The 21,799-nt window shown below is 64.0% G+C and carries 19 protein-coding genes and 1 pseudogene; 12 read left to right on the top strand and 8 right to left on the bottom strand.

Annotated elements, in window-relative coordinates:
* Positions 1 to 1,498, bottom strand: a pseudogene (locus EOB80_RS35290) (autotransporter outer membrane beta-barrel domain-containing protein); the annotation flags it as partial.
* Between the two features lie 362 nt (positions 1,499 to 1,860).
* Between EOB80_RS35290 and EOB80_RS15925 the strand changes: the two are divergent.
* The gene (locus EOB80_RS15925; RefSeq protein WP_127328553.1) at positions 1,861 to 3,183 is read left to right on the top strand and encodes a tetratricopeptide repeat protein; all 1,323 of its coding nucleotides are present in this window, start codon (positions 1,861 to 1,863) and stop codon (positions 3,181 to 3,183) included.
* An 82-nt stretch (positions 3,184 to 3,265) separates the two neighbouring features.
* Positions 3,266 to 4,720 carry a xylulokinase gene (xylB, locus tag EOB80_RS15920; RefSeq protein WP_127328552.1) on the top strand — a complete coding sequence of 485 codons (1,455 nt, stop codon included), beginning with the start codon at positions 3,266 to 3,268 and terminating at the stop codon, positions 4,718 to 4,720.
* Between the two features lie 197 nt (positions 4,721 to 4,917).
* Here the strand turns inward: xylB and EOB80_RS15910 are convergent, their stop codons facing one another.
* Entirely contained in the window at positions 4,918 to 5,280 is a 363-nt protein-coding gene (locus EOB80_RS15910) for a nuclear transport factor 2 family protein (protein ID WP_127269938.1), read from the bottom strand.
* Between the two features lie 111 nt (positions 5,281 to 5,391).
* Between EOB80_RS15910 and xylA the strand changes: the two genes are divergently transcribed.
* The 3 genes from xylA to EOB80_RS15895 all read left to right on the top strand — a co-directional run bounded on the left by xylA (position 5,392) and on the right by EOB80_RS15895 (position 7,833).
* The gene (xylA, locus tag EOB80_RS15905; RefSeq protein WP_127328551.1) at positions 5,392 to 6,717 is read left to right on the top strand and encodes a xylose isomerase; all 1,326 of its coding nucleotides are present in this window, start codon (positions 5,392 to 5,394) and stop codon (positions 6,715 to 6,717) included.
* A gap of 252 nt (positions 6,718 to 6,969) precedes the next feature.
* The gene (locus EOB80_RS15900) at positions 6,970 to 7,446 is read left to right on the top strand and encodes an N-acetyltransferase (protein ID WP_127322172.1); all 477 of its coding nucleotides are present in this window, start codon (positions 6,970 to 6,972) and stop codon (positions 7,444 to 7,446) included.
* A gap of 177 nt (positions 7,447 to 7,623) precedes the next feature.
* The gene (locus EOB80_RS15895; protein WP_127270186.1) at positions 7,624 to 7,833 is read left to right on the top strand and encodes a hypothetical protein; all 210 of its coding nucleotides are present in this window, start codon (positions 7,624 to 7,626) and stop codon (positions 7,831 to 7,833) included.
* A gap of 63 nt (positions 7,834 to 7,896) precedes the next feature.
* Here the strand turns inward: EOB80_RS15895 and EOB80_RS15890 are convergent, their stop codons facing one another.
* Positions 7,897 to 8,877, bottom strand: a complete 981-nt coding sequence (locus EOB80_RS15890) for a GlxA family transcriptional regulator (protein WP_127328550.1) — start codon at positions 8,875 to 8,877, stop codon at positions 7,897 to 7,899.
* 76 nt (positions 8,878 to 8,953) lie between these two features.
* On the opposite strand from EOB80_RS15890, the gene EOB80_RS15885 reads away from it, so the two are divergent.
* From EOB80_RS15885 to EOB80_RS15850, 7 genes are all read left to right on the top strand, one after another.
* Positions 8,954 to 9,871, top strand: a complete 918-nt coding sequence (locus tag EOB80_RS15885) for a 3-keto-5-aminohexanoate cleavage protein (RefSeq protein ID WP_127269383.1) — start codon at positions 8,954 to 8,956, stop codon at positions 9,869 to 9,871.
* A gap of 22 nt (positions 9,872 to 9,893) precedes the next feature.
* On the top strand, positions 9,894 to 10,523 hold the full coding sequence (locus EOB80_RS15880; RefSeq protein WP_127269384.1) for an HD domain-containing protein: 630 nt from the start codon (positions 9,894 to 9,896) through the stop codon (positions 10,521 to 10,523).
* On the top strand, positions 10,520 to 11,623 hold the full coding sequence (locus EOB80_RS15875; RefSeq protein WP_127322329.1) for a carnitine 3-dehydrogenase: 1,104 nt from the start codon (positions 10,520 to 10,522) through the stop codon (positions 11,621 to 11,623). The genes EOB80_RS15880 and EOB80_RS15875 overlap by 4 nt, the downstream gene beginning before the upstream one ends.
* Before the next feature lie 4 nt (positions 11,624 to 11,627).
* Positions 11,628 to 12,791, top strand: coding sequence for an acyl-CoA dehydrogenase (locus tag EOB80_RS15870; protein WP_127322328.1), 1,164 nt, complete (start codon positions 11,628 to 11,630; stop codon positions 12,789 to 12,791).
* A gap of 3 nt (positions 12,792 to 12,794) precedes the next feature.
* Positions 12,795 to 14,873, top strand: a complete 2,079-nt coding sequence (locus tag EOB80_RS15865) for an acetate--CoA ligase family protein (RefSeq protein ID WP_127328549.1) — start codon at positions 12,795 to 12,797, stop codon at positions 14,871 to 14,873.
* Positions 14,866 to 15,648, top strand: coding sequence for a carnitinyl-CoA dehydratase (locus EOB80_RS15860; RefSeq protein WP_127270028.1), 783 nt, complete (start codon positions 14,866 to 14,868; stop codon positions 15,646 to 15,648). Before EOB80_RS15865 ends, EOB80_RS15860 begins: the two co-directional genes overlap by 8 nt.
* A 214-nt stretch (positions 15,649 to 15,862) precedes the next feature.
* Positions 15,863 to 16,801 carry an alpha/beta hydrolase gene (locus tag EOB80_RS15850; RefSeq protein ID WP_127328548.1) on the top strand — a complete coding sequence of 313 codons (939 nt, stop codon included), beginning with the start codon at positions 15,863 to 15,865 and terminating at the stop codon, positions 16,799 to 16,801.
* Positions 16,802 to 16,836: 35 nt separating this feature from the next.
* On the opposite strand, the gene EOB80_RS15845 is transcribed toward EOB80_RS15850, so the two are convergent.
* The 5 genes from EOB80_RS15845 to EOB80_RS15825 form a co-directional block, all read right to left on the bottom strand.
* A complete protein-coding gene (locus EOB80_RS15845) occupies positions 16,837 to 18,495 on the bottom strand; it encodes an FAD-binding dehydrogenase (RefSeq protein WP_127328547.1) in 1,659 nt (552 codons plus the stop codon).
* 41 nt (positions 18,496 to 18,536) lie between these two features.
* Positions 18,537 to 19,523 (bottom strand): Gfo/Idh/MocA family oxidoreductase, encoded by a 987-nt coding sequence (locus EOB80_RS15840; RefSeq protein WP_127328546.1) that lies wholly within the window; start codon positions 19,521 to 19,523, stop codon positions 18,537 to 18,539.
* A gap of 69 nt (positions 19,524 to 19,592) precedes the next feature.
* A complete protein-coding gene (locus EOB80_RS15835) occupies positions 19,593 to 20,168 on the bottom strand; it encodes a YceI family protein (RefSeq protein WP_127328545.1) in 576 nt (191 codons plus the stop codon).
* Positions 20,169 to 20,236: 68 nt separating this feature from the next.
* Complete coding sequence (locus tag EOB80_RS15830; RefSeq protein ID WP_127319124.1) at positions 20,237 to 20,809, bottom strand: cytochrome b; 573 nt, start codon at positions 20,807 to 20,809, stop codon at positions 20,237 to 20,239.
* Between the two features lie 58 nt (positions 20,810 to 20,867).
* Positions 20,868 to 21,758 (bottom strand): LysR family transcriptional regulator, encoded by an 891-nt coding sequence (locus EOB80_RS15825; RefSeq protein ID WP_127319122.1) that lies wholly within the window; start codon positions 21,756 to 21,758, stop codon positions 20,868 to 20,870.
* Positions 21,759 to 21,799 lie beyond the last annotated feature (41 nt).

The following is a 21,799-nucleotide window of genomic DNA, read 5'->3' as shown; positions in this document are numbered from 1 at the left end:
GAACCAGAGCCGCCGGCGGCGGTTCGGCCGCCGGCGGCTCTGGTTCCGGCGGCGCAGTGGGTTCCAGCGCCGGCGGGGCTGCGGCCGGCGGGGCCGGCGTGTTCAGCGTCGAGCGCAGGTACCAGTTCTCCTCGCTGCCGGCGCTGACGCCGCCCTTGAACAGGTAATATTCAAAGGCACCGGCGGCGACCGGGGCGTCGAGCGCGAATGTCGTGGCGCCCGAGGTGGCGCCGTTGATTGCCTGGACGACCATGATGCCGTCCTGCGTGGTCGCAGCCCCCGCGCCGCCGAGATTGACCACGGAGATGCCGGTCGAACCGGAAGCCGTTCCGCTCGACAGGACCAACTTGTCGGATGCGGAGGAATCGTCACCGAGCTCGGTCTGGATAAGCAGCAGGCCCCCCAGCCCGACATAATTGCCCGAAATCGTCAGGCTGTCGGTGGCGCCGGTGCCATTGGTCAGGTCGATGCGGCCGGCATTGGTGACCTGCGCCAACTGGCCTGCCGTAAACGCCTGGATCGCCGCATTGAAGCCGCCGCCATAGAGCGTGCTTGCGGCATCGACACTGAGCGAACCTGTGCCGGTGCCGCTATCGCCGAGCACCAGATTGCTGTCCATCGTCAGCTCGGTGTCGTTGGTGGCGTCGATGCTTTCCCAGTTCTGAAGGCGGCTGACCCCATCCAGTTTGACGTTGTCCAGGGTCAGCGCATCGGTGCCGGCACCACCTGATATGGCATCCGTGGCACCGATATTGGCGTTGGTGAGGTTGCTGAGCCTGGCGGTGTCGTTATCGCCACCGAGATCTACGGAACCATAGATGATGCCGCCACCGTTCCAGACGAAATTGTCGGCGCCAAAGCTCATCAGTATATCGCCACCGACCGTGCCGCCGGTGACCGTGACGCTGTCATTGCCGCCGCTGACGCTGATGTTGCCGCCGATGGTGCCGCCCGACAGGATGATCGTGTCCTTGTCGAAGCCGGTGACGAGGTTGCGGTCGATGGTGCCGCCGGACATGTTGAAATAGTTCTGGTCGAGCTTCATGTTGACGCGGCCGATGCGGCCACCGGTCATCACGGCGCGGTCGCCATCGTCGAAGAAATCGACGATGCGTCCGCCGGTCATGGTGAAGGTGTCGAGGCCGTCGCCCTGGTTGAGCGAGCCGATCTGGCCGCCGCTCATGTTGAAGTCGTCGATGCCGGCGCCCTGCTGGACATTGCCGCCGACGGTACCCGCGCCAATGGTGAAGAAATCCGTGCCGCCGCCCTGATCGACGGTGCCGGTGATGGTGCCGGACTGCATGTCGATGCGGTCCGTGCCGACACCAAAGGTGACGTTGCCTGATATCTGCCCGGTGCCGCCGGCGGGAAAATTCAGCGTGTTATCGCCATCGGCATCGGTGAGGCTGCCGCCCGAGTCGCCGCTATCGCAGGTGTAGACGGTGTTTCCGGCGATTGGGCCCAGCACGCATGCGGCAAACGCAGCTGAATTGGGCAGCAACGCAAAGGCCGTAGTTGAGAAGATGCTAATAAGCCAAGGATGTAGCGGATGTGGCTTTCGCTGTGGCGAAGCAACTGTCACCTGCGCATCCTCCGAACGACTGATCGGAAGCGAGTTCTTCATATGCCGCATCGCGTCCCCTCTCAATTCGCGATTTCCAGCCCCCGCCAGTCGCCGCAATGAAGACACAATTCATTCAATTTTACAAAGCCTAATCTGCTCCTCATGGTTGCTAAACTGCAAAGACTACTGAAATGGCCTGGCGCAACGCGCGTTTGGCGTGTCGTGGACCATGCTTTAGGATCGATTTGGGCCGAAGGGATCGAGGGCCGGTCACAGGTCGATGAAAGGGACATCGCATGGCAATCAGGGACGCATTCGGCCTGACGCTTTCGGGTGCAACGGAGGCGGGAGCCACCCCCTACAGCCAGGCGGTGCGCGAACTGCAGTGCTTCATCGGCGATCCCGTGGCGTCCATCGACCACGCCATCGCGGAAGATCCCGGCTTCGTCATGGCTCATGTCTTCAAGGGATATCTGTTCGGCCTCGCCACCGAGCGGGAGGCGACGGCCGTGGCCAAGGCTTGCCATGAGGCCGCACTGCCGCTTGCCGCGACCACACACGAGCAAGCGCATGTCTCGGCCCTCGGCCATCTCGCCAGCGGACGCTGGCATGAGGCCAGCCGCGTTCTCGAAGATATCACCATCGAGACCCCGCGCGACGGGCTGGCGCTGCAGGTCGGCCACCAGATCGATTTCTTCACCGGTAATGCCCGCATGCTGCGCGACCGCATCGCCCGCGCCCTGCCATCCTGGCAAAGCGGCATGCCCGGCTACCACGCCATGCTCGGCATGCAGGCCTTCGGGCTGGAGGAGATGGGTGACTATGTCAGGGCCGAACAGCTTGGCCGCTCGGCGGTCGACATCGAGCCGCGCGACGGCTGGGCGCAGCACGCCGTCGCCCATGTCATGGAGATGCAAAGCCGGCAAAGGGATGGTATCGCCTGGATGCAAGCCAACCCGGAAGCGTGGACAAGGGAGAGCTTCCTGCAGGTGCACAATTGGTGGCACCTGGCGCTGTTCCATTACGATCTTGGCGAAACCGACGCGGTGCTGGCCCTTTATGACGGCCCTATCTACAGCGTGCAATCGACGATGGCGCTCAACATGGTCGATGCCTCGGCAGTCCTGTGGCGGCTCGCCCTGGGCGGCGTCGATGTCGGCGACCGCTGGGCGGCGCTCGCCGCCAATTGGCACAAGGCCGGCGCCGGTAATTATGCCTTCAACGATGCCCACGCGATGATGGCCTTTGTCGGTGCAGGGTTAGATGCGCCGGCCCTCGCTTTGCTCGAGGCGCAGCGCGAGGCCATGCGTGGCAGCGACGACAATGCGGCTTTCACGCGGGATGTCGGCCATCCGCTGACGCTCGCCATCAAGGCATTCGGTGAGGGCAATTACGCCGAGACCGTGCGCCTGATCCGGCCGATCCGGTCGATCTCCCATCGTTTCGGCGGCAGCCACGCCCAACGCGATGTTATCGACCTGACGCTGATCGAGGCAGCGTTGCGCGCCGGTGAGGGTGCGCTGGCCAGGGCGCTCACGGCGGAGCGCTCGATGGCGCGGCCCGACAGTCCGCTGTCAGCGCTGTTTGTGCGACGCGCCGCCGATTTGTCGGAGAATTGACCCGAAGCGGATCTTGTTTTAAAAACTGGCCAAGCCAGATTTTTTCGAGACCCGAAAAAATTAGCTGGCGTGGGAGGAAGACATGTATCTGGGCCTCGATCTCGGGACGTCGGGCGTCAAGGCGCTGCTGATCGATGCCGGGCAAACCGTCATCGGTTCCGGCCATGGTTCGCTTGATGTTTCACGGCCGCATCCCGGCTGGTCGGAACAGAATCCCGAGCACTGGATCCGCGCCTGCGAAGACGCAATCGCCGAGCTCAAATCCTCCCATTCGGATGAACTCGCGGCAGTCAAGGGCATTGGCCTGTCCGGGCAGATGCATGGCGCCACGCTGCTCGACGCCGCCGACAAGGTGCTGCGTCCCTGCATCCTGTGGAACGACACGCGCAGCCATGCCGAGGCGGCTGTCCTCGATGCCGATCCGCGCTTCCGCGCTCTGACCGGCAACATCGTCTTTCCCGGTTTCACCGCGCCGAAACTTGCCTGGGTGAAAAACAACGAACCCGCTGTCTTCGCCAAGGTCGCAAAAGTGCTGCTGCCCAAGGATTTCCTGCGGCTCTGGCTTTCGGGCGAACACATTTCGGAGATGTCGGATTCTGCCGGTACCTCCTGGCTCGATGTCGGCAACCGGCGCTGGAGTACGGACCTGCTCGCAGCGACGTCGCTCGACGAGGAGCAGATGCCGTCGCTGGTCGAGGGTACGCACAAGGCAGGCGCACTGCGCAGTGAATTGGCCTCGAAATGGGGCGTCCAGGCCGGCATTCCAATCGCCGGCGGCGCCGGCGACAATGCGGCCTCGGCCTGCGGCATGGGCACGGTCGGCGCCGGCCACGCTTTCGTCTCGCTCGGCACATCGGGCGTGCTGTTTGCCGCCAACGCTTCCTACCTGCCCAACCCGGCTAGCGCGGTTCACACCTTCTGCCACGCCCTGCCGAACACCTGGCACCAGATGGGGGTCATCCTGTCGGCAACGGATTCGCTCAACTGGCTGTCCGAAATCACCGGGAAGAGCGCCGGCGAATTGACCGCTGAACTCGGCGACACATTGGAGGCGCCCAGCGGCGTGTCCTTCCTGCCTTATCTCTCGGGTGAGCGCACACCCTACAATGATGCCGCCATTCGCGGCGCGTTCGCCGGGCTGGCGCATGAATCGAGCCGTGCCGTGCTGACCCAGGCCGTGCTGGAGGGTGTGGCCTTTGCCTTCCGCGACAGCCTCGACGCCCTGGCGAAGGCCGGCACGAGTTTGACGCGGGTGACGGCGATCGGCGGCGGTTCCCGCTCGCGCTACTGGCTGAAGGCGATTGCCACCGCGCTTCGACTGCCTGTCGACATTCCCGCCGACGGCGATTTCGGCGCCGCCTTTGGCGCCGCACGGCTCGGCCTGATCGCTGCGACTGGTGCCGATCCGCTGGAAGTCTGTACGGCACCGAGGACGGATGCCACGATCGAACCGGACGCGGCGCTTGGCGGCGTCTATGCCGATGCCTATCAGCGCTACCGGGAGCTGTACCCGGCGATCAGGGCTGTAACCGCGTGATTCAGTGCGAGGCGCCCCCCTCTGCCCTGCCGGGCATCTCCCCCTCTAGGGGGGAGATCGGCAGGGTGGACGGCTTTACTCGTCTTGCAAGGTTGATAATTAGCGATGGCGGGAAAGACAGCCAATCTCCCCCCTTGAGGGGGAGATGGCCGGCAGGCCAGAGGGGGGCGCTTCGCACCCGCCTCGCCCAGAAGTCCTTACTGCGCAGGCACCTTGTCGAGAAAGCCGGTGACGCTCTTCAGGCGGCCGTTCTCGATGATTCCGATATCGGTGCCTTCAATCACCGAAGGCGTCCCCTCAGGTCCGAGATTCCACGAGAAGCGGATCTTGTCGGCAAAACCGTCCGGCGTGCCCTTCAGCGAGAACCGGAAGCCGGCAAAGCGCTGCTGCACGCCGTCGATCAGAGCCGCGACGCCTTCATGGCCGTCGCCCTGCATGAGCGGATCACGATAGCTGACGTCTTCCGTGAAGGTCGCCTTGAGCAATTCGGTCCGGCGGACGGCATCGCTTTCGTTCCAGGCGGTGATGTAGTTTTCAGCGATCTTGGTGAGGTCGGTCATGGTCTGTCTCCTTCATTGACGGTTTTGACATGACCCTTTTCAACCGGCGCTGGCCTGAAACCAATTACGCCTGAGGTAATGGCGGCAGAACTTTGTGAGAGGACAGAAATCATGAGCAGCGGATTTTTCGGCGACATCAAGAAAATCAAATATGAAGGGCCGGATTCGACCAATCCGCTGGCCTATAGGTTCTACAATCCCGACGAGCTCGTCGCCGGCAAACGGCTGGAAGACCATCTGCGCTTCGCCGTCGCCTACTGGCACTCCTTTGCCTGGCCGGGCGGCGATCCGTTCGGCGGCCAGACCTTCGACCGGCCGTGGTTCCCCAAGGCAGGTGGCACCGACACGATGGAACTGGCAAAGCTGAAAGCGGACGTCGCCTTCGAGATGTTCTCGCTGCTCGGCGCGCCCTATTTCTGCTTCCACGACGCCGATGTGCGGCCGGAAGGCAAGGATTTTTCCGAAAGTGCCGCGCGCCTCGATGAGATCGCCGATTACTTCGCGGGCAAGATGAAGCAGACCGGCGTCAAGCTGCTTTGGGGCACCGCCAATCTGTTCTCCAATCGCCGCTTCATGTCGGGGGCGGCCACCAATCCCGATCCGGATGTCTTTGCCTACGCGGCGGCGACGGTAAAAAGCTGCATCGACGTCACCAAGCGGCTGAAGGGCGAAAACTACGTGCTGTGGGGCGGGCGCGAAGGCTATGAGACGCTGCTCAACACCGACCTCGCGCGCGAGCAGGAACAGGCCGGCCGGTTCCTCAGCATGGTCGTCGACTACAAGCACAAAATCGGCTTCAAGGGCGCGATCCTGATCGAGCCGAAGCCGCAGGAGCCGACCAAGCATCAGTACGATTACGATGTCGCCACGGTCTACGGCTTCCTCAAGCGCTTCGGGCTGGAGAAGGAGGTCAAGGTCAATATCGAGCAGGGCCACGCCATCCTGGCCGGCCATTCCTTCGAGCACGAACTGGCTCTGGCCAATGCGCTCGGCATTTTCGGTTCGATCGATATGAACCGCAACGACTATCAGTCGGGATGGGACACCGACCAGTTCCCCAACAACGTGCCGGAAATGGCGCTGGCCTACTACCAGGTCCTGCAGGCCGGCGGCTTCAAGACCGGCGGCACCAATTTCGACGCCAAGCTGCGCCGCCAGTCGCTCGATCCGCAGGACCTGCTGATCGGCCATATCGGCGGCATGGACTCTTGCGCACGTGGCCTGAAAGCCGCGGCCCGCATGGTTGAGGACAAGGCGCTATCGGCGCCGCTGGCAGAACGTTATGCCGGCTGGAACACGGCCGAGGGCAAGGCGATGCTCGCCGGCAAGCGCACGCTTGAGGATATCGCCGAGCGTGTCGTCAAGAAGAAGATCGAGCCGCAGCCGAGGTCCGGCCGCCAGGAACTGCTGGAAAATATCGTCAACCGCTACGTGTAAGGCGCGCGCCGCTCCATCTCTGGACCGACATCCGGCACCACTGGCTGAAAGCCGTCGCCATCGCTATCTGCTAGTCAGCCCACTTCGCGAGAGGCTGCCGAGGATCGCACAGATCTTCGGCAGCCAGCGTGAGATCAAGATGCCACGCGTGTCGCCGAAAGAGAGCCCGTGCGGCAGCCTTTATTTTTATGCATGTCGTCATCCCAAAACCGCTGGCACTTTTGGGCGACATGCATTGGCGGGAGACGGAAAATGGCAGAGGATCGAATCATCGTGCGCCCGGCGCAGGCGAGCGATATTCCGGCGTTGAAGCAGGTGCTGCAGGAAACGTTCGAAGGCACATGGCTGCCGAACATCACCGAAGCAGCGGCGCGGCGCTATGTCGAGACGGATATTGGCGGGCGCTATGTCGACCGGAGCTGGCCTGAGTTCGCCGTTGCCGAGATCGATGGCGAGGTCGCCGGCCTGATCCATTGGCGCGCCGATTTCATCGAGGCCCTGCACGTCATGGCATCCCGTCAAGGCCAAGGTGTCGGCCGCAAGCTGCTCTCCCATGCCGAACAGGCAATCGGCACCGCCGGGTTGGCGCAGGCGCGGCTGGAAACCGACACGTTCAACCTGCCGGCACAAGCCCTCTACAAGGCGGTCGGCTATGTCGAGAAAAACCGCTATCCAGACGACGAATGGGACAGTGGCTTCACCACGGTGCTGTTCGAAAAGCGGCTGTAGATCTCTCCTTGATCTGACCTGCCGGGACGCAGGAACAGCTTTGCGCATGGCCCGGTCCCGCGACACGGTTTTGCCCTTCGACGCCCTTCAATGACCTCGCTCTTGCCTTCAAACTGCCGTCACGTTTCTCGTATAAGAGTGGCTCGTGGCGGGAGAGGAAGAAGGAGGCGAACCGATATGCAGAACGAACGTGAAATCGACGCCCTGCTCTCACCTGGCGAGGCCGGATCGATCATCGACCGGCTGATGGCGATGCCGCATCCGAAGGATGGTACGCGCCGCTCCAACGAATGGGACCGCGCCGTTGCCAGCCGTTTCGAGACCCATCTTGCCAGACAGATGCGCTCGCAGATCGACGGCGGCAGTGACCGTCAGAACGCTGCCTGAGCTTTCCGACTTTGTGCATGTCGTTGTCCCAAAACCGCTACACACTTTTGGGCGGCATGCACATCAACCCCTCCGCAATCTGACCGGCGCTTCGCCGAAAGCCCTTGAAAATGCCCTCGAAAATGCCGCGGCGGACGAGAACCCGGTCCGCCCGGCAATATCGGCCATGGCAACCCTCGTATCGACCACCAGCCGGCGCGCGGCGCCGAGGCGCAGCCTGAGATAATAGGCGCCCGGCGTCTCGCCGATCGATTTGCGAAAGATGCTTTCCAGCGTCCGTGCCGTCACGCCGGCGCGCTTGGCCACTGCTTCGATGGTTAGCGGCTGATCGACATGCGATTCCATCAGCCGGATGGCTTGCGCAAGGCGCGGGTCGTAGCCGTCGAGCCGGCCAAGCGAGACCAGCGGCTGTGCGTCGGTGGCGGCGCGAGCCTGGTCGTAGATGAAGACGCTGGCGACATCGAGCGCCACCGCCATACCGAGCCGCGTGCGGATGAGATGCAGCATCAGGTCGAAGGTCGGTGACGCGCCACCCGACGTGAACACCGGCCCGTCGATGACATAGCGGTCAGGGCGGACATCGACGCCGGGGAAGGACGAGGAAAAATCCTCCATGTCCTCCCAGTGGGTGGTGGCACTGCGCCCTTCCAGCAGGCCCGCGCGTGCGACCAGCCAGGTGCCCGCCTCGACGCCGCCGCAAGCACGCGTCGTGCGTGCGGCCCGGCGCAGGCCCGACAACAGAGCCGAGGTCGCATAGTTCTGGGTGCCGAAGCCGGCGACAACGACAAGAACGTCGGTTGGCTCGGCCGCGTCGAAACGGCCACTGACCGCCACCGGCAGGCCGCATGTGGTGACCGGAGCCTCGCCGGTCACCGAGACCAGCCGAAAATCGAACAGGGTCTCGCCGGAGATGCGGTTGGCGGCCCGCAGTGGATCGACGGCGGATGCGACGCACATGATCGACGAGCCGGAAAACACCAGCAGCGTCACCTTGAGCGGCAGACGCTCGGCACGAAAGATCGTCGGTTTTTCGCTTTTCGTCATGGAAGCTTCGTAAAACGCAAAACAGTTTCCGGCAAGTCGGGCATTGTTGTGGACTGTTCTTTAGGAGGAGAGTTCTATGCCGCTTGCGATGAACCGTGAGGTCTTCATTACCTGTGCCGTGACCGGGTCCGGCGGGTCGCAGGACCGCAGCCCTCATGTGCCGCGCTCGCCAAAGCAGATCGCCGATTCGGCCATCGACGCGGCCAAGGCTGGCGCCGCAATCGTGCACTGCCACGTCCGCGATCCCGAGACCGGCAAGCCCAGGCGCGATGTGCATCTCTACCGCGAAGTGACCGAGCGCATCCGCGAGGCCAATGTCGACGTCGTGCTGAACCTGACCGCCGGCATGGGCGGCGACATGGTGTTCGGATCGCCGGAAGCGCCGTTGCCGCTCAACGAAAAAGGCACCGACATGGGCGGCGCCACCAACCGCATGGAACATGTGCGCCAATGCCTGCCGGAAATCTGCACGCTCGACTGCGGCACCATGAATTTCGCCGAGGCCGACTATGTCATGACCAACACGCCAGGCATGCTGCGCGCCATGGGCGGTATGATGACGGCGCTTGGCGTCAAGCCGGAGATCGAGGCCTTCGACACTGGCCATTTGTGGTTCGCCAAGCAGCTGGTCGAGGAAAAGGTGCTCAACCCCGATGCGCTGGTGCAGCTCTGCATGGGCGTGCCGTGGGGGGCGCCGGACGACCTCAACACCTTCATGGCCATGGTCAACAATGTGCCGTCGACCTGGAACTGGTCGGCCTTTGCCATCGGCCGCAACCAGATGGCCTATGCTGCTGCGGCGGTGCTGGCCGGCGGCAATGTCCGCGTCGGTCTCGAAGACAATCTCTGGCTCGACAAGGGCGTACTGGCGACCAATGCGCAGTTGGTCGAGCGCGCCGCCAGCATCGTCACCAATCTCGGCGCCAGGATTCTTGGGCCGGAAGAGGTACGGCAGAAGCTCAACCTCACCAAGCGGGCGCCGATCGCGGCATAAATTATTCGTCGGGAGGGTCGGCATGACTACCGTAAAATTCACCGCAATGAAGGATGGCGACCGGGACGACTACGAGTTCCTGACCGCGCATGAGATCGATTATGCCGCCAGGACCGGCGAGCGGCTGCTCGATGCGCTGGTGCAGCTCGACGCGGGCCTATCGGGCTACAAGATCACCCGGCTCGGCCATTCGCTGCAGGCGGCGACGCGTGCCTGGCGCGACGGCGCCGACACCGACTGGATCGCCTGCGCGCTACTGCACGACATCGGCGACATCTACGCGCCATACAATCACGACGAATATGCCGCTTCGATCCTGAAACCCTTCGTGCGCGAACAATGCACTTGGGTGGTGGAGAAACATGGCGACTTCCAGCGGCTCTACTATGCCCATCACCTCGGCGGTAACCGCCATGCGCGCGACCGCTTTGCCGGCCACGCCTATTTCGACGATTGCGACCAGTTTTGCGAACGCTGGGACCAGTCCAGCTTCGACCCCGATTATGACACGCTGCCGATCGAATTCTTCCGGCCCTTCGTCCTCGAAGTCTTTGCCCGCAAGGCATACGACCCGTCCGTGATCCGCGCCGGCGAACGCGTGCCGCTCATAGATCCCACAACCGCCATGACCAGAACCGGAGCTTCCGCATGAGCATCATCAACAAGGCAGCCGCCATCGGTGGCGGCGTCATCGGCGCCGGCTGGGTGGCGCGGCTGCTGCTCAACGGCATCGACGTGTCGATCTTCGATCCCGATCCCGAGGCGTCGCGCAAGGTCGGCGAAGTGATGAAGGGCGCGCGCCGCGCCTACAAGCAGATGGTACCCGGCGGTTTGCCGAAAGAGGGCAAGCTGACCTTTGCCAAGACCATCGCCGAGGCAGTGGCCGATGCCGATTTCATTCAGGAAAGCGTGCCGGAACGGCTCGACCTCAAGCACCGGGTGCTCGCCGAGATCGATACCCACGCGCCGGCCAATGCGATTGTCGGTTCCTCGACCTCCGGCATCAAGCCAACCGACATGCAGGTGGCGATGAAGAAGCATCCGGAGCGGCTGGTCGTCGGCCATCCGTTCAACCCGGTCTATCTCCTGCCGCTGGTCGAGATCGTGGGCGGCGAGCAGACCTTTCCCGAGGCGATCGAGGTCGCGAAGGAGATGTATGCCTCGATCGGCATGAAGCCGGTCGTCATCCGCAAGGAGATCGAGGCCTTCGTCGGCGACCGCCTGCTCGAAGCGGCATGGCGCGAGGCGCTGTGGCTGATCAAGGACGGCATCTGCACGGTCGAGGAACTCGACGACATCATGCGCTACGGCTTCGGCCTGCGCTGGGCGCAGATGGGCATGTTCCAGGTCTATCGCGTCGCCGGTGGCGAGGCCGGCATGCGCCACTTCATGGCGCAGTTCGGGCCCTGCCTGAAATGGCCATGGACCAAGCTGATGGATGTGCCGGAGTTCAACGACGAACTGGTCGACCTGATCGCCACGCAGTCGGACGACCAGGCGCATGGGCTGTCGATCCGTGAGCTGGAAAAAATCCGCGACGACAATCTGGTCGCCATCATGGACGCGCTGTCGAAGCAGAACAAAGGCAAGGGCTGGGGCGCGGGCGCGCTGCACAAGGACTATACCAGGCAGCTCGCCAAGCTGGCAGCGAAGAAACCTACGGCCTCCAAGGCCGCCGAGAAGGCCAAGGCGTTGAAGCCGGTGAAGAAAGCCGAGAAGCCGAAGAAAAAGACCGGCAAGAAGAAAGGCTGAGAGCATGGATTTCGGGCTGTCGGAGGAACAGAGGCTCATCGTCGAGACTACGCGTGCGTTCGTCGAGAACGAGCTTTATCCGCATGAGCGCGAGGTCGAGCGCACCGGTGTGCTGCGCCGCGACCTGATCGAGGAAATCAAGGCCAAGGCGATCGAGGCCGGGCTCTATGCCGCCAACATGCCGGCCGACGTCGGCGGCGCCGGCCTGGATACCGTGACCTGGCTGCTCTACGAAAAGGAACTCGGCCGCGCCAATTACGCGCTGCATTGGACCTGTGTGGCGCGCCCGTCCAACATCCTTTTGGCCGGCACGCCGGAGCAGCGCGAGAAATATCTGTTCCCCTGCATCCGCGGCGAGAAATGGGACTGCCTGGCGATGACCGAGCCGGGCGCAGGCTCCGATTTGCGCGGCATGAAGGCGACCGCCGTACAGGACGGCGACGACTGGGTGCTGAACGGCACCAAGCATTTTATCTCCCACGCCGACCTCGCCGACTTTGCCATCGTTTTCATGGCCTCAGGCGAAGAGGATTCGCCGCGCGGCAAACGCAAGAAGATCACCGCATTCTTCGTCGACAAAGGGACGAAGGGCTTCACCGTCCGCGATGGCTACCGCAACGTCTCGCATCGCGGCTACACCAACGCCATCCTCGAATTCGACGATTGCCGGCTGCCCGCCGCCCAAGTGTTGGGCGAAGTCCACAAGGGTTTCGACGTCGCCAATTCCTGGCTCGGCGCCACCCGGCTGCAGGTCGGCGCCACTTGCCTCGGCCGCGCCGAGCGGGCGCTTGGCCATGCCGTCGAATATGCCGCGCAGCGCCAGCAGTTCGGCCAGCAGATCGGAAAGTTCCAGGGCGTGTCGTTCAAGCTGGCCGATATGGCGACCGAATTGAAGGCCGCCGACCTGATGGTGTTCGAAGCCGGCTGGAAGTACGATCAGGGCACCGTCACCGACCAGGACATGGCCATGGCCAAGCTGAAGGCCACCGAGATGCTTGCATACGTTGCCGATGAGGCGATCCAGATTCATGGCGGCATGGGACTGATGGACGATTTGCCACTGGAGCGCATCTGGCGCGACGCGCGCGTCGAGCGCATCTGGGAAGGCACGTCAGAGATCCAGCGCCACATTATTTCAAGGGCGCTGCTGCGTCCGTTCGGGGCATAACATATGCATAAACTTGAGCGTCTCCTGCGGCCGAAATCGATCGCCGTCTTCGGCGGTGCGCAGGCCGCGGCCGTCGTCGCGCAATCGATCAAGATGGGCTTTGCCGGCGAGATCTGGCCGGTGCATCCGACCAAGGATGAGGTCGCCGGTCGCAAGGCCTATCGTTCGGTGGCTGACCTGCCGGGCGCGCCCGATGCTGCCTTTGTCGGCGTCAACCGGCATTTGACCATCGAGGTGATCAAGGCGTTGGCCGAGCGCGGCGCCGGCGGCGCCGTCTGCTTTGCCGCCGGCTTCCTCGAAACCGAGGCCTATGACGATGATGGCGAGCGGCTGCAGGCCGAGCTGGTCGCCGCAGCCGGCTCGATGCCGATCATCGGGCCGAATTGCTACGGCCTGATCAATTATGCCGACGGCGCGCTGCTGTGGCCCGACCAGCATGGCGGCATAAGATTGGCCGAGGGCGGCAAGGGCGTCGCCATCATCACCCAGTCCTCCAACATCGCCATCAACATGACCATGCAGAGGCGCGGCCTGCCGATCGCCTTCCTGATGACCGCCGGCAACCAGGCGCAGACCGGTCTGTCCGAAATGGCGCTCGGCCTGATCGAGGACGAGCGGGTCACGTCGCTCGGCCTGCATATCGAGGCCTTCGATTCGGTAGCCGGCTTCGAGAGGCTGGCGGCACGGGCGCGCGAGCTGAAAAAGCCGATCATCGCCATGAAGGTCGGCCGTTCCGAACAGGCCAGGCAGGCGACCGTCTCGCACACCGCCTCGCTGGCCGGCTCGGATGCGGCCTCGGGTGCGTTCCTGCGGCGGCTCGGCATTGCGCGTGTCGATTCGATCCCCGCCTTTATCGAGGCGCTGAAGCTGCTGCACATCACCGGACCTTTGCCCGGCTATAGGCTGTCGTCGATGAGCTGTTCGGGCGGCGAGGCCTCTGTCATGGCCGACAGCGCCGAAGGGCGCTGGGTCAATTTCCCTGTGCTGACCGACAGCCACCGCGCCCATGTCAAATCGACGCTCGGGCCGCTGGTCGCGGTCGCCAATCCCTTGGACTATCACACCTTCATCTGGAACAACGAGCCGGCGATGACCGCCACCTTCACCGCAATGGTGTCGGGCGGCTTCGACCTCAACATGCTGGTGCTGGATTTTCCGCGACCTGATCGTTGTTCGGTCACCGATTGGTGGGCGACGCTGCGCGCCTTCGAATCGGCGCTGAAGACCAACAAGGCACATGGCGCGATCGTCTCGTCGCTGCCGGAAAACCTGCCGGAGGAGTACACGGCCGAGCTGATGGCGCGCGGCATGGTGCCGTTGTTCGGCATTTCGGAAGCCATGGATGCCGCCGGGGCGGCGGCCTTCATCGGTTGGGCTTGGGCCGAACCACAGGCGCAGCCGATCGACACTTCTGCTGCCGGTGCGCCTCGTGGCGACCATGTCACGCCCGACGAGGCCGAAGCAAAATCGCGGCTGATCAAGGCCGGCCTGCCTGTGTCGAAGGGCGAACGGGCCGCCAATGCGGTCGAGGCGGTGATTTCGTCGATGGCGCTCGGCTTTCCCGTCGCACTGAAGGCGCTCGGCGTCAGCCACAAATCCGAAGTTGGCGCCGTCAGGCTCAACCTCAGGGATGCCGAATCCGTCAGCACCGCGGCGCATGACCTCTTGCCGCTCGGCACCGGGCTCTATGTCGAGCGCATGGTGCGCGACGGTGTCGCCGAGCTCATCGTCGGCTTCACCCGCGACCCGATGTTCGGTGCGGTGATGACCTTGGGCACCGGCGGCGTGCTGGTCGAATTGTTGCGCGACAGCGTCACGCTGATGCTGCCGGCGACGCGCGACGATATCGAGGCGGCGCTGCGCGGCCTGAAACTGTTCCCGCTGCTCGAGGGCTATCGCGGCCGGCCAAAAGCCGATGTCGCGGCTGCCATCGATGCCATTTCGGGCATTGCCGCCTTCGTGCAGCAGAATGCCGGTGAGATCGAGGAACTCGACATCAACCCGCTGATCGTCTGCAGCGAAGGCAAGGGCGCCTGGATCGCCGACGCACTGCTGGTGCTGGGAGAGAACAAGAATGTCTGACGTCATTTCGACCCGCCGCGAGGGCACCATCCTCGAGGTCACCCTCGACCGGCCCAAAGCCAACGCCATCGACCTGAAGACCTCTCGGCTGATGGGCGAGACCTTCAAGGCATTCCGAGACGATCCGGAATTGCGCGTCGCCATCGTCAAGACCGCCGGCGACAAGTTCTTCTGTGCCGGCTGGGACCTCAAAGCCGCTGCCGGCGGCGATGCCGTCGATGGCGACTATGGCGTCGGCGGCTTTGCCGGGCTGCAAGAATTGCGCGACCTCAACAAGCCGGTGATCGCTTGCGTCAACGGCATGGCGGTCGGCGGCGGCTTCGAGCTGGCGCTGTCCTGCGACCTCATCTATGCCTCCGATCATTCCTCCTTCGCGCTCCCCGAAATCCGCGCCGGCACGCTGGCCGACGCGGCAACGATCAAACTGCCGAAGCGCATCCCCTACCATGTCGCCATGGACCTTCTGCTGACCGGCCGCTGGATGGATGTGGCCGAGGCGCATCGCTGGGGCCTGGTCAACGAAGTGCTGCCCAAGGAGAAGCTCGAGGACCGTGTCTGGGAGATCGCCCGGCTGCTCGCAGGCGGCCCGCCGCTGGTCTTTGCAGCGATCAAGGAGACCGCGCGTGTGGCCGAGGCGCTGACCTTCCAGGACGCCATGAACAAGGTGACCCGCCGCCAGCTGCCGACGGTCGATGCCCTCTACGGCTCCGAGGATGGCATGGAGGGTTTTCGCGCTTTTGCGGAGAAGCGTGAGCCGGTTTGGAAGGGGAAGTAGTGGATACCGCCGGAACGATGGCGCTTACCCCCCTCTGGCCTGCCGGCCATCTCCCCCTCAAGGGGGGAGATTGGCAGCTTCGATCTCTGCACTCTTGCGACGCAGAAGGTTGGCGAAAGCCTTCGCAACATCCGATCTCCCCCCTTGAGGGGGAGATGTCCGGCAGGACAGAGGGGGGCGCCCTGGCTCAGCCTTGGGCGCCTTTCCAGCACCCATGACCGATTACAAAACCCTCATCGACGCCGAGACCTGGGCGTTCATAGAGCGGACCAATTCCTACTATCCGCCCGACACGATCGACTACACGATCGCGCAGCAGCGCGGGATCTATGACCGCATGTGCCGCGAATTCTTTGCCGGCTATCCCGAAGGCGTGGCGGTCGAAACCTCAGCCATTGCGACGCCCACGCACGACATCCCGATCCGCACCTACCGAAGCACACACAAAGCTGCGGTGACGGTGCTCTATGTCCATGGCGGCGGCTTCATCCTCGGTGGGCTGGACAGCCACGACGATGTCTGCGCCGAGCTCTGTGCCCGCACCGGCTATGAGGTGGTCTCGGTCGATTATCGGCTGGCGCCGGAGCATCTGCATCCGGCGGCCTTCGACGATGCGATGAGCGCCTTCGAATGGGCCGCCGCCAATCGCGATCATCCTATCGTGCTGTGCGGCGACAGCGCCGGCGGCAATCTCTGCGCCGCCGTCAGTCACGCCACGCGCGGCCATTCGAAAGGGCCGGTCGGCCAGGTGCTGATCTATCCCGGTCTCGGCGGCGACCGTTCGAAAGGCTCCTATGTCAAGCACGCCGAAGCGCCGATGCTGACCGTGCGCGATCTCGAATTCTACAAGCATATCCGCACCGGCGGCGTTGATAGGACCGGGGACATCACGCTGTCGCCGCTCGCCGACACCGACTTCTCCAACCTGCCGCCGACAGTACTGATCACCGCCGAGTGCGACCCGCTGTCGTCGGATGGCGAGAGCTATCACGACCTGGTCGTGGCGGCGGGCGGACGCGCAACCTGGTTCGAGGAAACGGGGCTGGTGCATGGTTATCTCCGAGGCCGGCACACGGTCGGCCGCGCCCGCGCAAGCTTCACCCGGATCGTCGATGCGGTGACCGCGCTTGGACAGGGCGATTGGCGCTGGTGATCGCGGCTGGACTCTGAGAACCGACCGGCCCCGGCTCATCCCACCGAAGCGGCCGCCGCACGGCCGGCGCTGCGGCCGGAAAAGATGCAGCCGCCGAGGAAGGTGCCCTCAAGCGCCGCATAACCATGCACACCGCCGCCGCCGAAACCGGCGGCTTCGCCGACGGCGTAGAGTCCCGCAACCGGCTGGCCATCGGCACCCAGCACGCGGCTGTCGAGATCGGTCTGCAGGCCGCCCAGCGTCTTGCGGGTCAGGATGTTGAGGCGCACCGCTATCAGCGGGCCGTTTGCCGGATCGAGCATCTTGTGCGGCTTGGCCGTGCGGATCAGCCGGTCGCCGAGATAGGCGCGCGCCCCGCGCAGAGCGGTGATTTGCATGTCCTTGGAGAACGGGTTGTCGAGCTGCCGGTCGCGGGCGCGGATTTCGCGCTCGACTTGGGCTACCTCAAGAAGCGGCTCGCCGCCGGCAAGCGCGTTCATGCGCGCGACCAGCATCGGTAAATCGGCCTCGACGATGAAATCCTCGCCCTTCTCCATGAACGCCTTGACCGGGCCCGGAATGCCCGATGTGGCGCGGCCGAGCACCTGGCGCCAACTCTTGCCGGTCAAATCGGGGTTCTGCTCGGAGCCCGACAGCGCGAACTCCTTCTGGATGATCTTTTTGGTCAGGATGAACCAGGAATAATCGAAGCCGGTGCTCATGATGTGGGAGAGCGTGCCCAGCGTGTCGAAACCGGGATAGAGCGGCACCGGCAGGCGCTTGCCGCGCGCATCGAGCCACAGCGATGACGGGCCGGGCAGGATGCGGATCGCATGATCGGTCCAGACCGGCGCCCAATTCTTGATGCCCTCGACATAGTGCCACATGCGGTCGCGGTTGATGATCGAGCCGCCGGCCTGTTCCGCGATTGCCAGCATGCGGCCGTCGACGTGATCGGGCACGCCGGTGATCATGCGCTTCGGTGCGGCGCCCAGCCGTTTGGGCCAATTCTCCCGCACCAGTTGATGGTTGGCGCCGATGCCGCCGGAGGCGACGATCACCGCTTGCGCGTGAAGCTCGAAATCGCCTGATATTTCGCGTGCGCTCTTGTGGCCGCGCTCGACAGCGCTGGGCTGCAGGATGTCGCCACGCACACCGGTCACAACAGCACCCGTCCGCGCCAGTTCATTGACGCGGTGGCGGAATTTGAAACTGATCAATCCGCGCTTTTGCGCCTCGCGCAGGCGCTGCACAAACGGTTCGAGCACACCGGGGCCGGTGCCCCAGGTAATGTGAAAGCGCGGAACCGAATTGCCATGGCCGATGGCATTGCCGCCGCCCCGCTCGGCCCAGCCGACCACAGGAAAGAATTTCAGGCCGCGCTGCATCAGCCAGGAGCGTTTCTCGCCGGCGGCGAAGCCGACATAGGCTTCCGCCCATTTGCGCGGCCAGAAATCCTCCGGCCGATCGAAAGCCGCGGTGCCCAACCAGTCTTCCAACGCCAGGTCATGCGAATCGCGGATGCGCATGCGCCGCTGCTCGGGCGAATCGACGAGAAAAAGGCCGCCGAACGACCAGAATGCCTGGCCGCCCAGCGACTGCTCGGGCTCCTGGTCGACGATGATGATTTTCTTGCCGGCCTCGGCAAGCTCGGCGGCGGCAACCAGCCCTGCAAGGCCGGCGCCGACAATGATCACGTCCGCATCGTCAGCCATCTTTCCTCCCAGAATTAGCCGGCTACTTCAATTGCAAGGGGTCAGACGGTCTCCCAGCCTTCTTTGCCGCCGGCGCGGAAGATGGCATCGATGACTTTCTGGTTGAGCACGGATTCCTCCAGCGTGAAGACGCGCTCCTTGCCGCCCTGTGCTGCACGCGCGAAGGTCTCGACCTCCAGCCGGTATTGCTGCGTGCCGGGAAAGCGGAACACCTGCGCCTCGGTGTGGTTCTGGTTGTGCAGTTCGACGCGGTGGTGGTCGTAGAGCCCGGCATTGAAGGGCGAGAACAGTTCGATGAAACCCTTCTCGCCGTGGAACACCATCACCTGGCGCGCCGCCATCTGCGTCGACAGATAGAAGGACAGCTCGAAGTCGCCGAAATCGGCGCGGATCGAGGAGTAGATGTCGGTGCAGAATGTCTTGTCGCGCTCGATCGTCGCCTGCACGCGCAGCGGCTCCTTGCCGGTCGAAAAGCGCGTCGACACGGTCGGGTAGACGCCGATATCGGGCAGCGCGCCGCCGCCGAGGTCGAGCTGGTTGCGCATGTTGCTGGGGTCGACATTGTAGTAGGAGAAGGCACCCTGCACATGGCGCAGCCGGCCGATGGCGCCGCTGGCGATGAGGTCGCGTACCTTGATCCATTGCGGGTGGTAGATGACCATGAAGGCCTCGCAGACCAGCACCTTTTTCTGGTCGCGCAGCTTGATCAGCGGCAGGATGTCCTTGGCGTCGAGCGCCAGCGGCTTTTCGACCAGCACGTGCTTGCCGGCTTCGATGGCCTTGGCCGCCCATTCGACATGCTGCGAGGTCGGCAACGGGATGTAGACGCCATCGACCTCGTCGGAGGCAAGCAGTTCCTCATAGGAGCCGAAGGCATGGCGCGCGCCGAAGCGCTCGGCCAGCGCCTTGGCCTTCGACAGGTCACGGCTGGCGATCGCCGACAGCACGCCGTTCTCCGCCTCGACCATCGCCGGCAACAAATGCTCGCGGCCGATCTTGGCCGTCGACAACACACCCCATCGGAACATCAGGCTTCTCCATCACAATTACAGGCAACGAGGTTTGCCCGAAATCGCCGGAAAAGCCAATGACGAGGGTCAGCCCCTTTTGCCGGTCAGCGTCATGTCGAAGTCGACGATGTTGGAATAGATTGGCGTGCCGACATCCATGCCGTAGCGCGACCTCAGCACCTTGCCGGTGACATGGAATTTGATCGTCCCGGCCTTGAGACCGCCAAGCTCGGCCGTGAACTTTTCCGGAAACGTCTTGCCGCGCGCCGTCAGCCGGCCGCTGACGAGGGCCGTGGTGTCGCTGGTTCGGGTCACGCTGGTAGAGCGGAACTGGATCTCCGGGTTGTTGGCGGCATCGAACACCGCGTCGGAGCGCAGGAAGGCATCGATACGGCCCTGGCCGGTGCCAACGCTTTCGGGAAAGATGGTGAAATTGACCTGCGAGCGCCCGACATCGCTGTTGTCGATGCGGATCGAGCCCTTGAAGCGGGCGAAGGCGCCATTCAGGCCGCCGCCGCCGACCTTGCCGATGGAGAAGCGGATGCTGGAGTTGGCCGGGCTGATCGAATAGCTGCCGGCGGCGTCGCCAAGCGCGACGGCCGCTGAAACAGGCATGGCGAGGCAAGCGGCGACCGCCGCAAATCCGAGAATGCGCGTGTACATGGGGATGTTCCTTGTTGGAGGCAGCGCATTCCTGCGCCCTCACTCCATGAACGAATGAACCGCTCGCTCTATTCCGGATCTGACGAAGGCGTGATCATGCGCATGAGCACGCCATCCCTGAGCTGGAAGTGATGCCGCAGTGCCGCCGCAACGTGGAGAGCCACAAGCGCCATGCCGGCATAGGCAAGATACCAATGCGCCGCCGCCCAGAAGCTTTCGGCACCATCCGATTCGGCCAGCGGCAGGTTCGGCATGACGAACAGGTTGAACGGCAGGCTGGGTATCTCCAGCATCGAGACCGACACCAGCGCCCAGCCGGACAAGGGCAAGGCAAGCTGAAACGCGTAGAGCGCAAAATGGGCCAACGGTGCCGCCCGACGTTCCAAAGTCCCGACCGAGCCCGGCAGCGCCGGCGTTGTATTGCCGCAGCGCCAGACGATGCGCAGGATGATCAGGCCGAGCAGCAGGAAGCCGAAGGATTTGTGCAGCTGGATCAGTTCGAAGGCGGTGCGCTGGCTGGTCACCCGCACCATGACGAAGCCGAGTCCGAACTGGCCGATGAAGATCAGCGCAATCAGCCAGTGAAGAATGATCGCGCCCCAGCCATAGCGGGTGGTGCTGTTGGTGATCGATGTTTGCATCGTTGGTGAACGACCGCGATGCCGGTTTTCTTCCACCAGGGGGAGGGGCGAGCCCGCTCTATCCACTCACCTTGAAGAAATCGACAAACGCCCTGAGCGCTGGCCGCATCTGACGGCGGCTCGGATAATAGACAAAGAAGCCGTCGAAGGGCGGGCACCAGTCCTCCAGCACGCGGATCAGCCTGCCGTCGGCGAGCGGGGCGCGGACATAGTCCTCAAAGACGAAGGCGAGCCCGGCGCCGTCGACCGCCGCCTGGGCGATCAGATGGTCCTCGTCGAGGATCAGCGGTCCCTCCACCGCCATCTCGATTGTCTCGCGGCCTTTGTCGAACTCCCAGCGGTAGAGGATGCCGCTGGAGAAGCGGAAGCGGATGCAGCGGTGGCCGGCCAGGTCGCGCGGGTGGCGCGGCTTGGGGTTGACCTCGAAATAGACCGGGGCGCCGACCACCGCGCCGCGAAGGTCCGGCCCGATGCGCACCGCGATCATGTCGCGCTGCAGGCTCTCGCCAAGCCGGACGCCAGCATCGAAGCCGCCTTCCACCACGTCGGTGAAGCGGTCCTCGATGACGATCTCCAGCACGATGTCGGGATAGGCCGACGCAAAGGCGCCCAGCCGTGGCGTCAGCGCCAAATGCGCTGCGGTGCGCGGCACGGTCAGGCGCAGATTGCCGGCCGGCCGGTCGCGCGTCTCGATTGCCGTCTCCAGCGCCAGATCGATCTCCGACAGCGCCGGCCGCAGCCGCTCCAGCAACTGCGCACCTTCTTCGGTCGGCGCGACGCTGCGTGTGCTGCGCGCCAGCAGCCGAACGCCAAGCCGCGCCTCCAGGCTGGACACCGCATGGCTGACCGCCGAAGGCGCGATGGCCAATTCCCTGGCGGCGCCGCGAAAGCTGCCGCATTGAGCGACAGTCGCCAGCACCGCCAGTTGTGAAAGATGCGCTCGATTCATTGATCTATCTTTTAGTACAGCCCGTGCGGATGAAAGCCAAT

The organism is Mesorhizobium sp. M7A.F.Ca.MR.245.00.0.0 (assembly GCF_003997415.1).
In the GTDB taxonomy this organism is placed as follows: domain Bacteria; phylum Pseudomonadota; class Alphaproteobacteria; order Rhizobiales; family Rhizobiaceae; genus Mesorhizobium.
The sequence above is the reverse complement of the archived record's forward strand: the minus strand, read 5'-3'. Positions and strand labels throughout refer to the sequence as shown.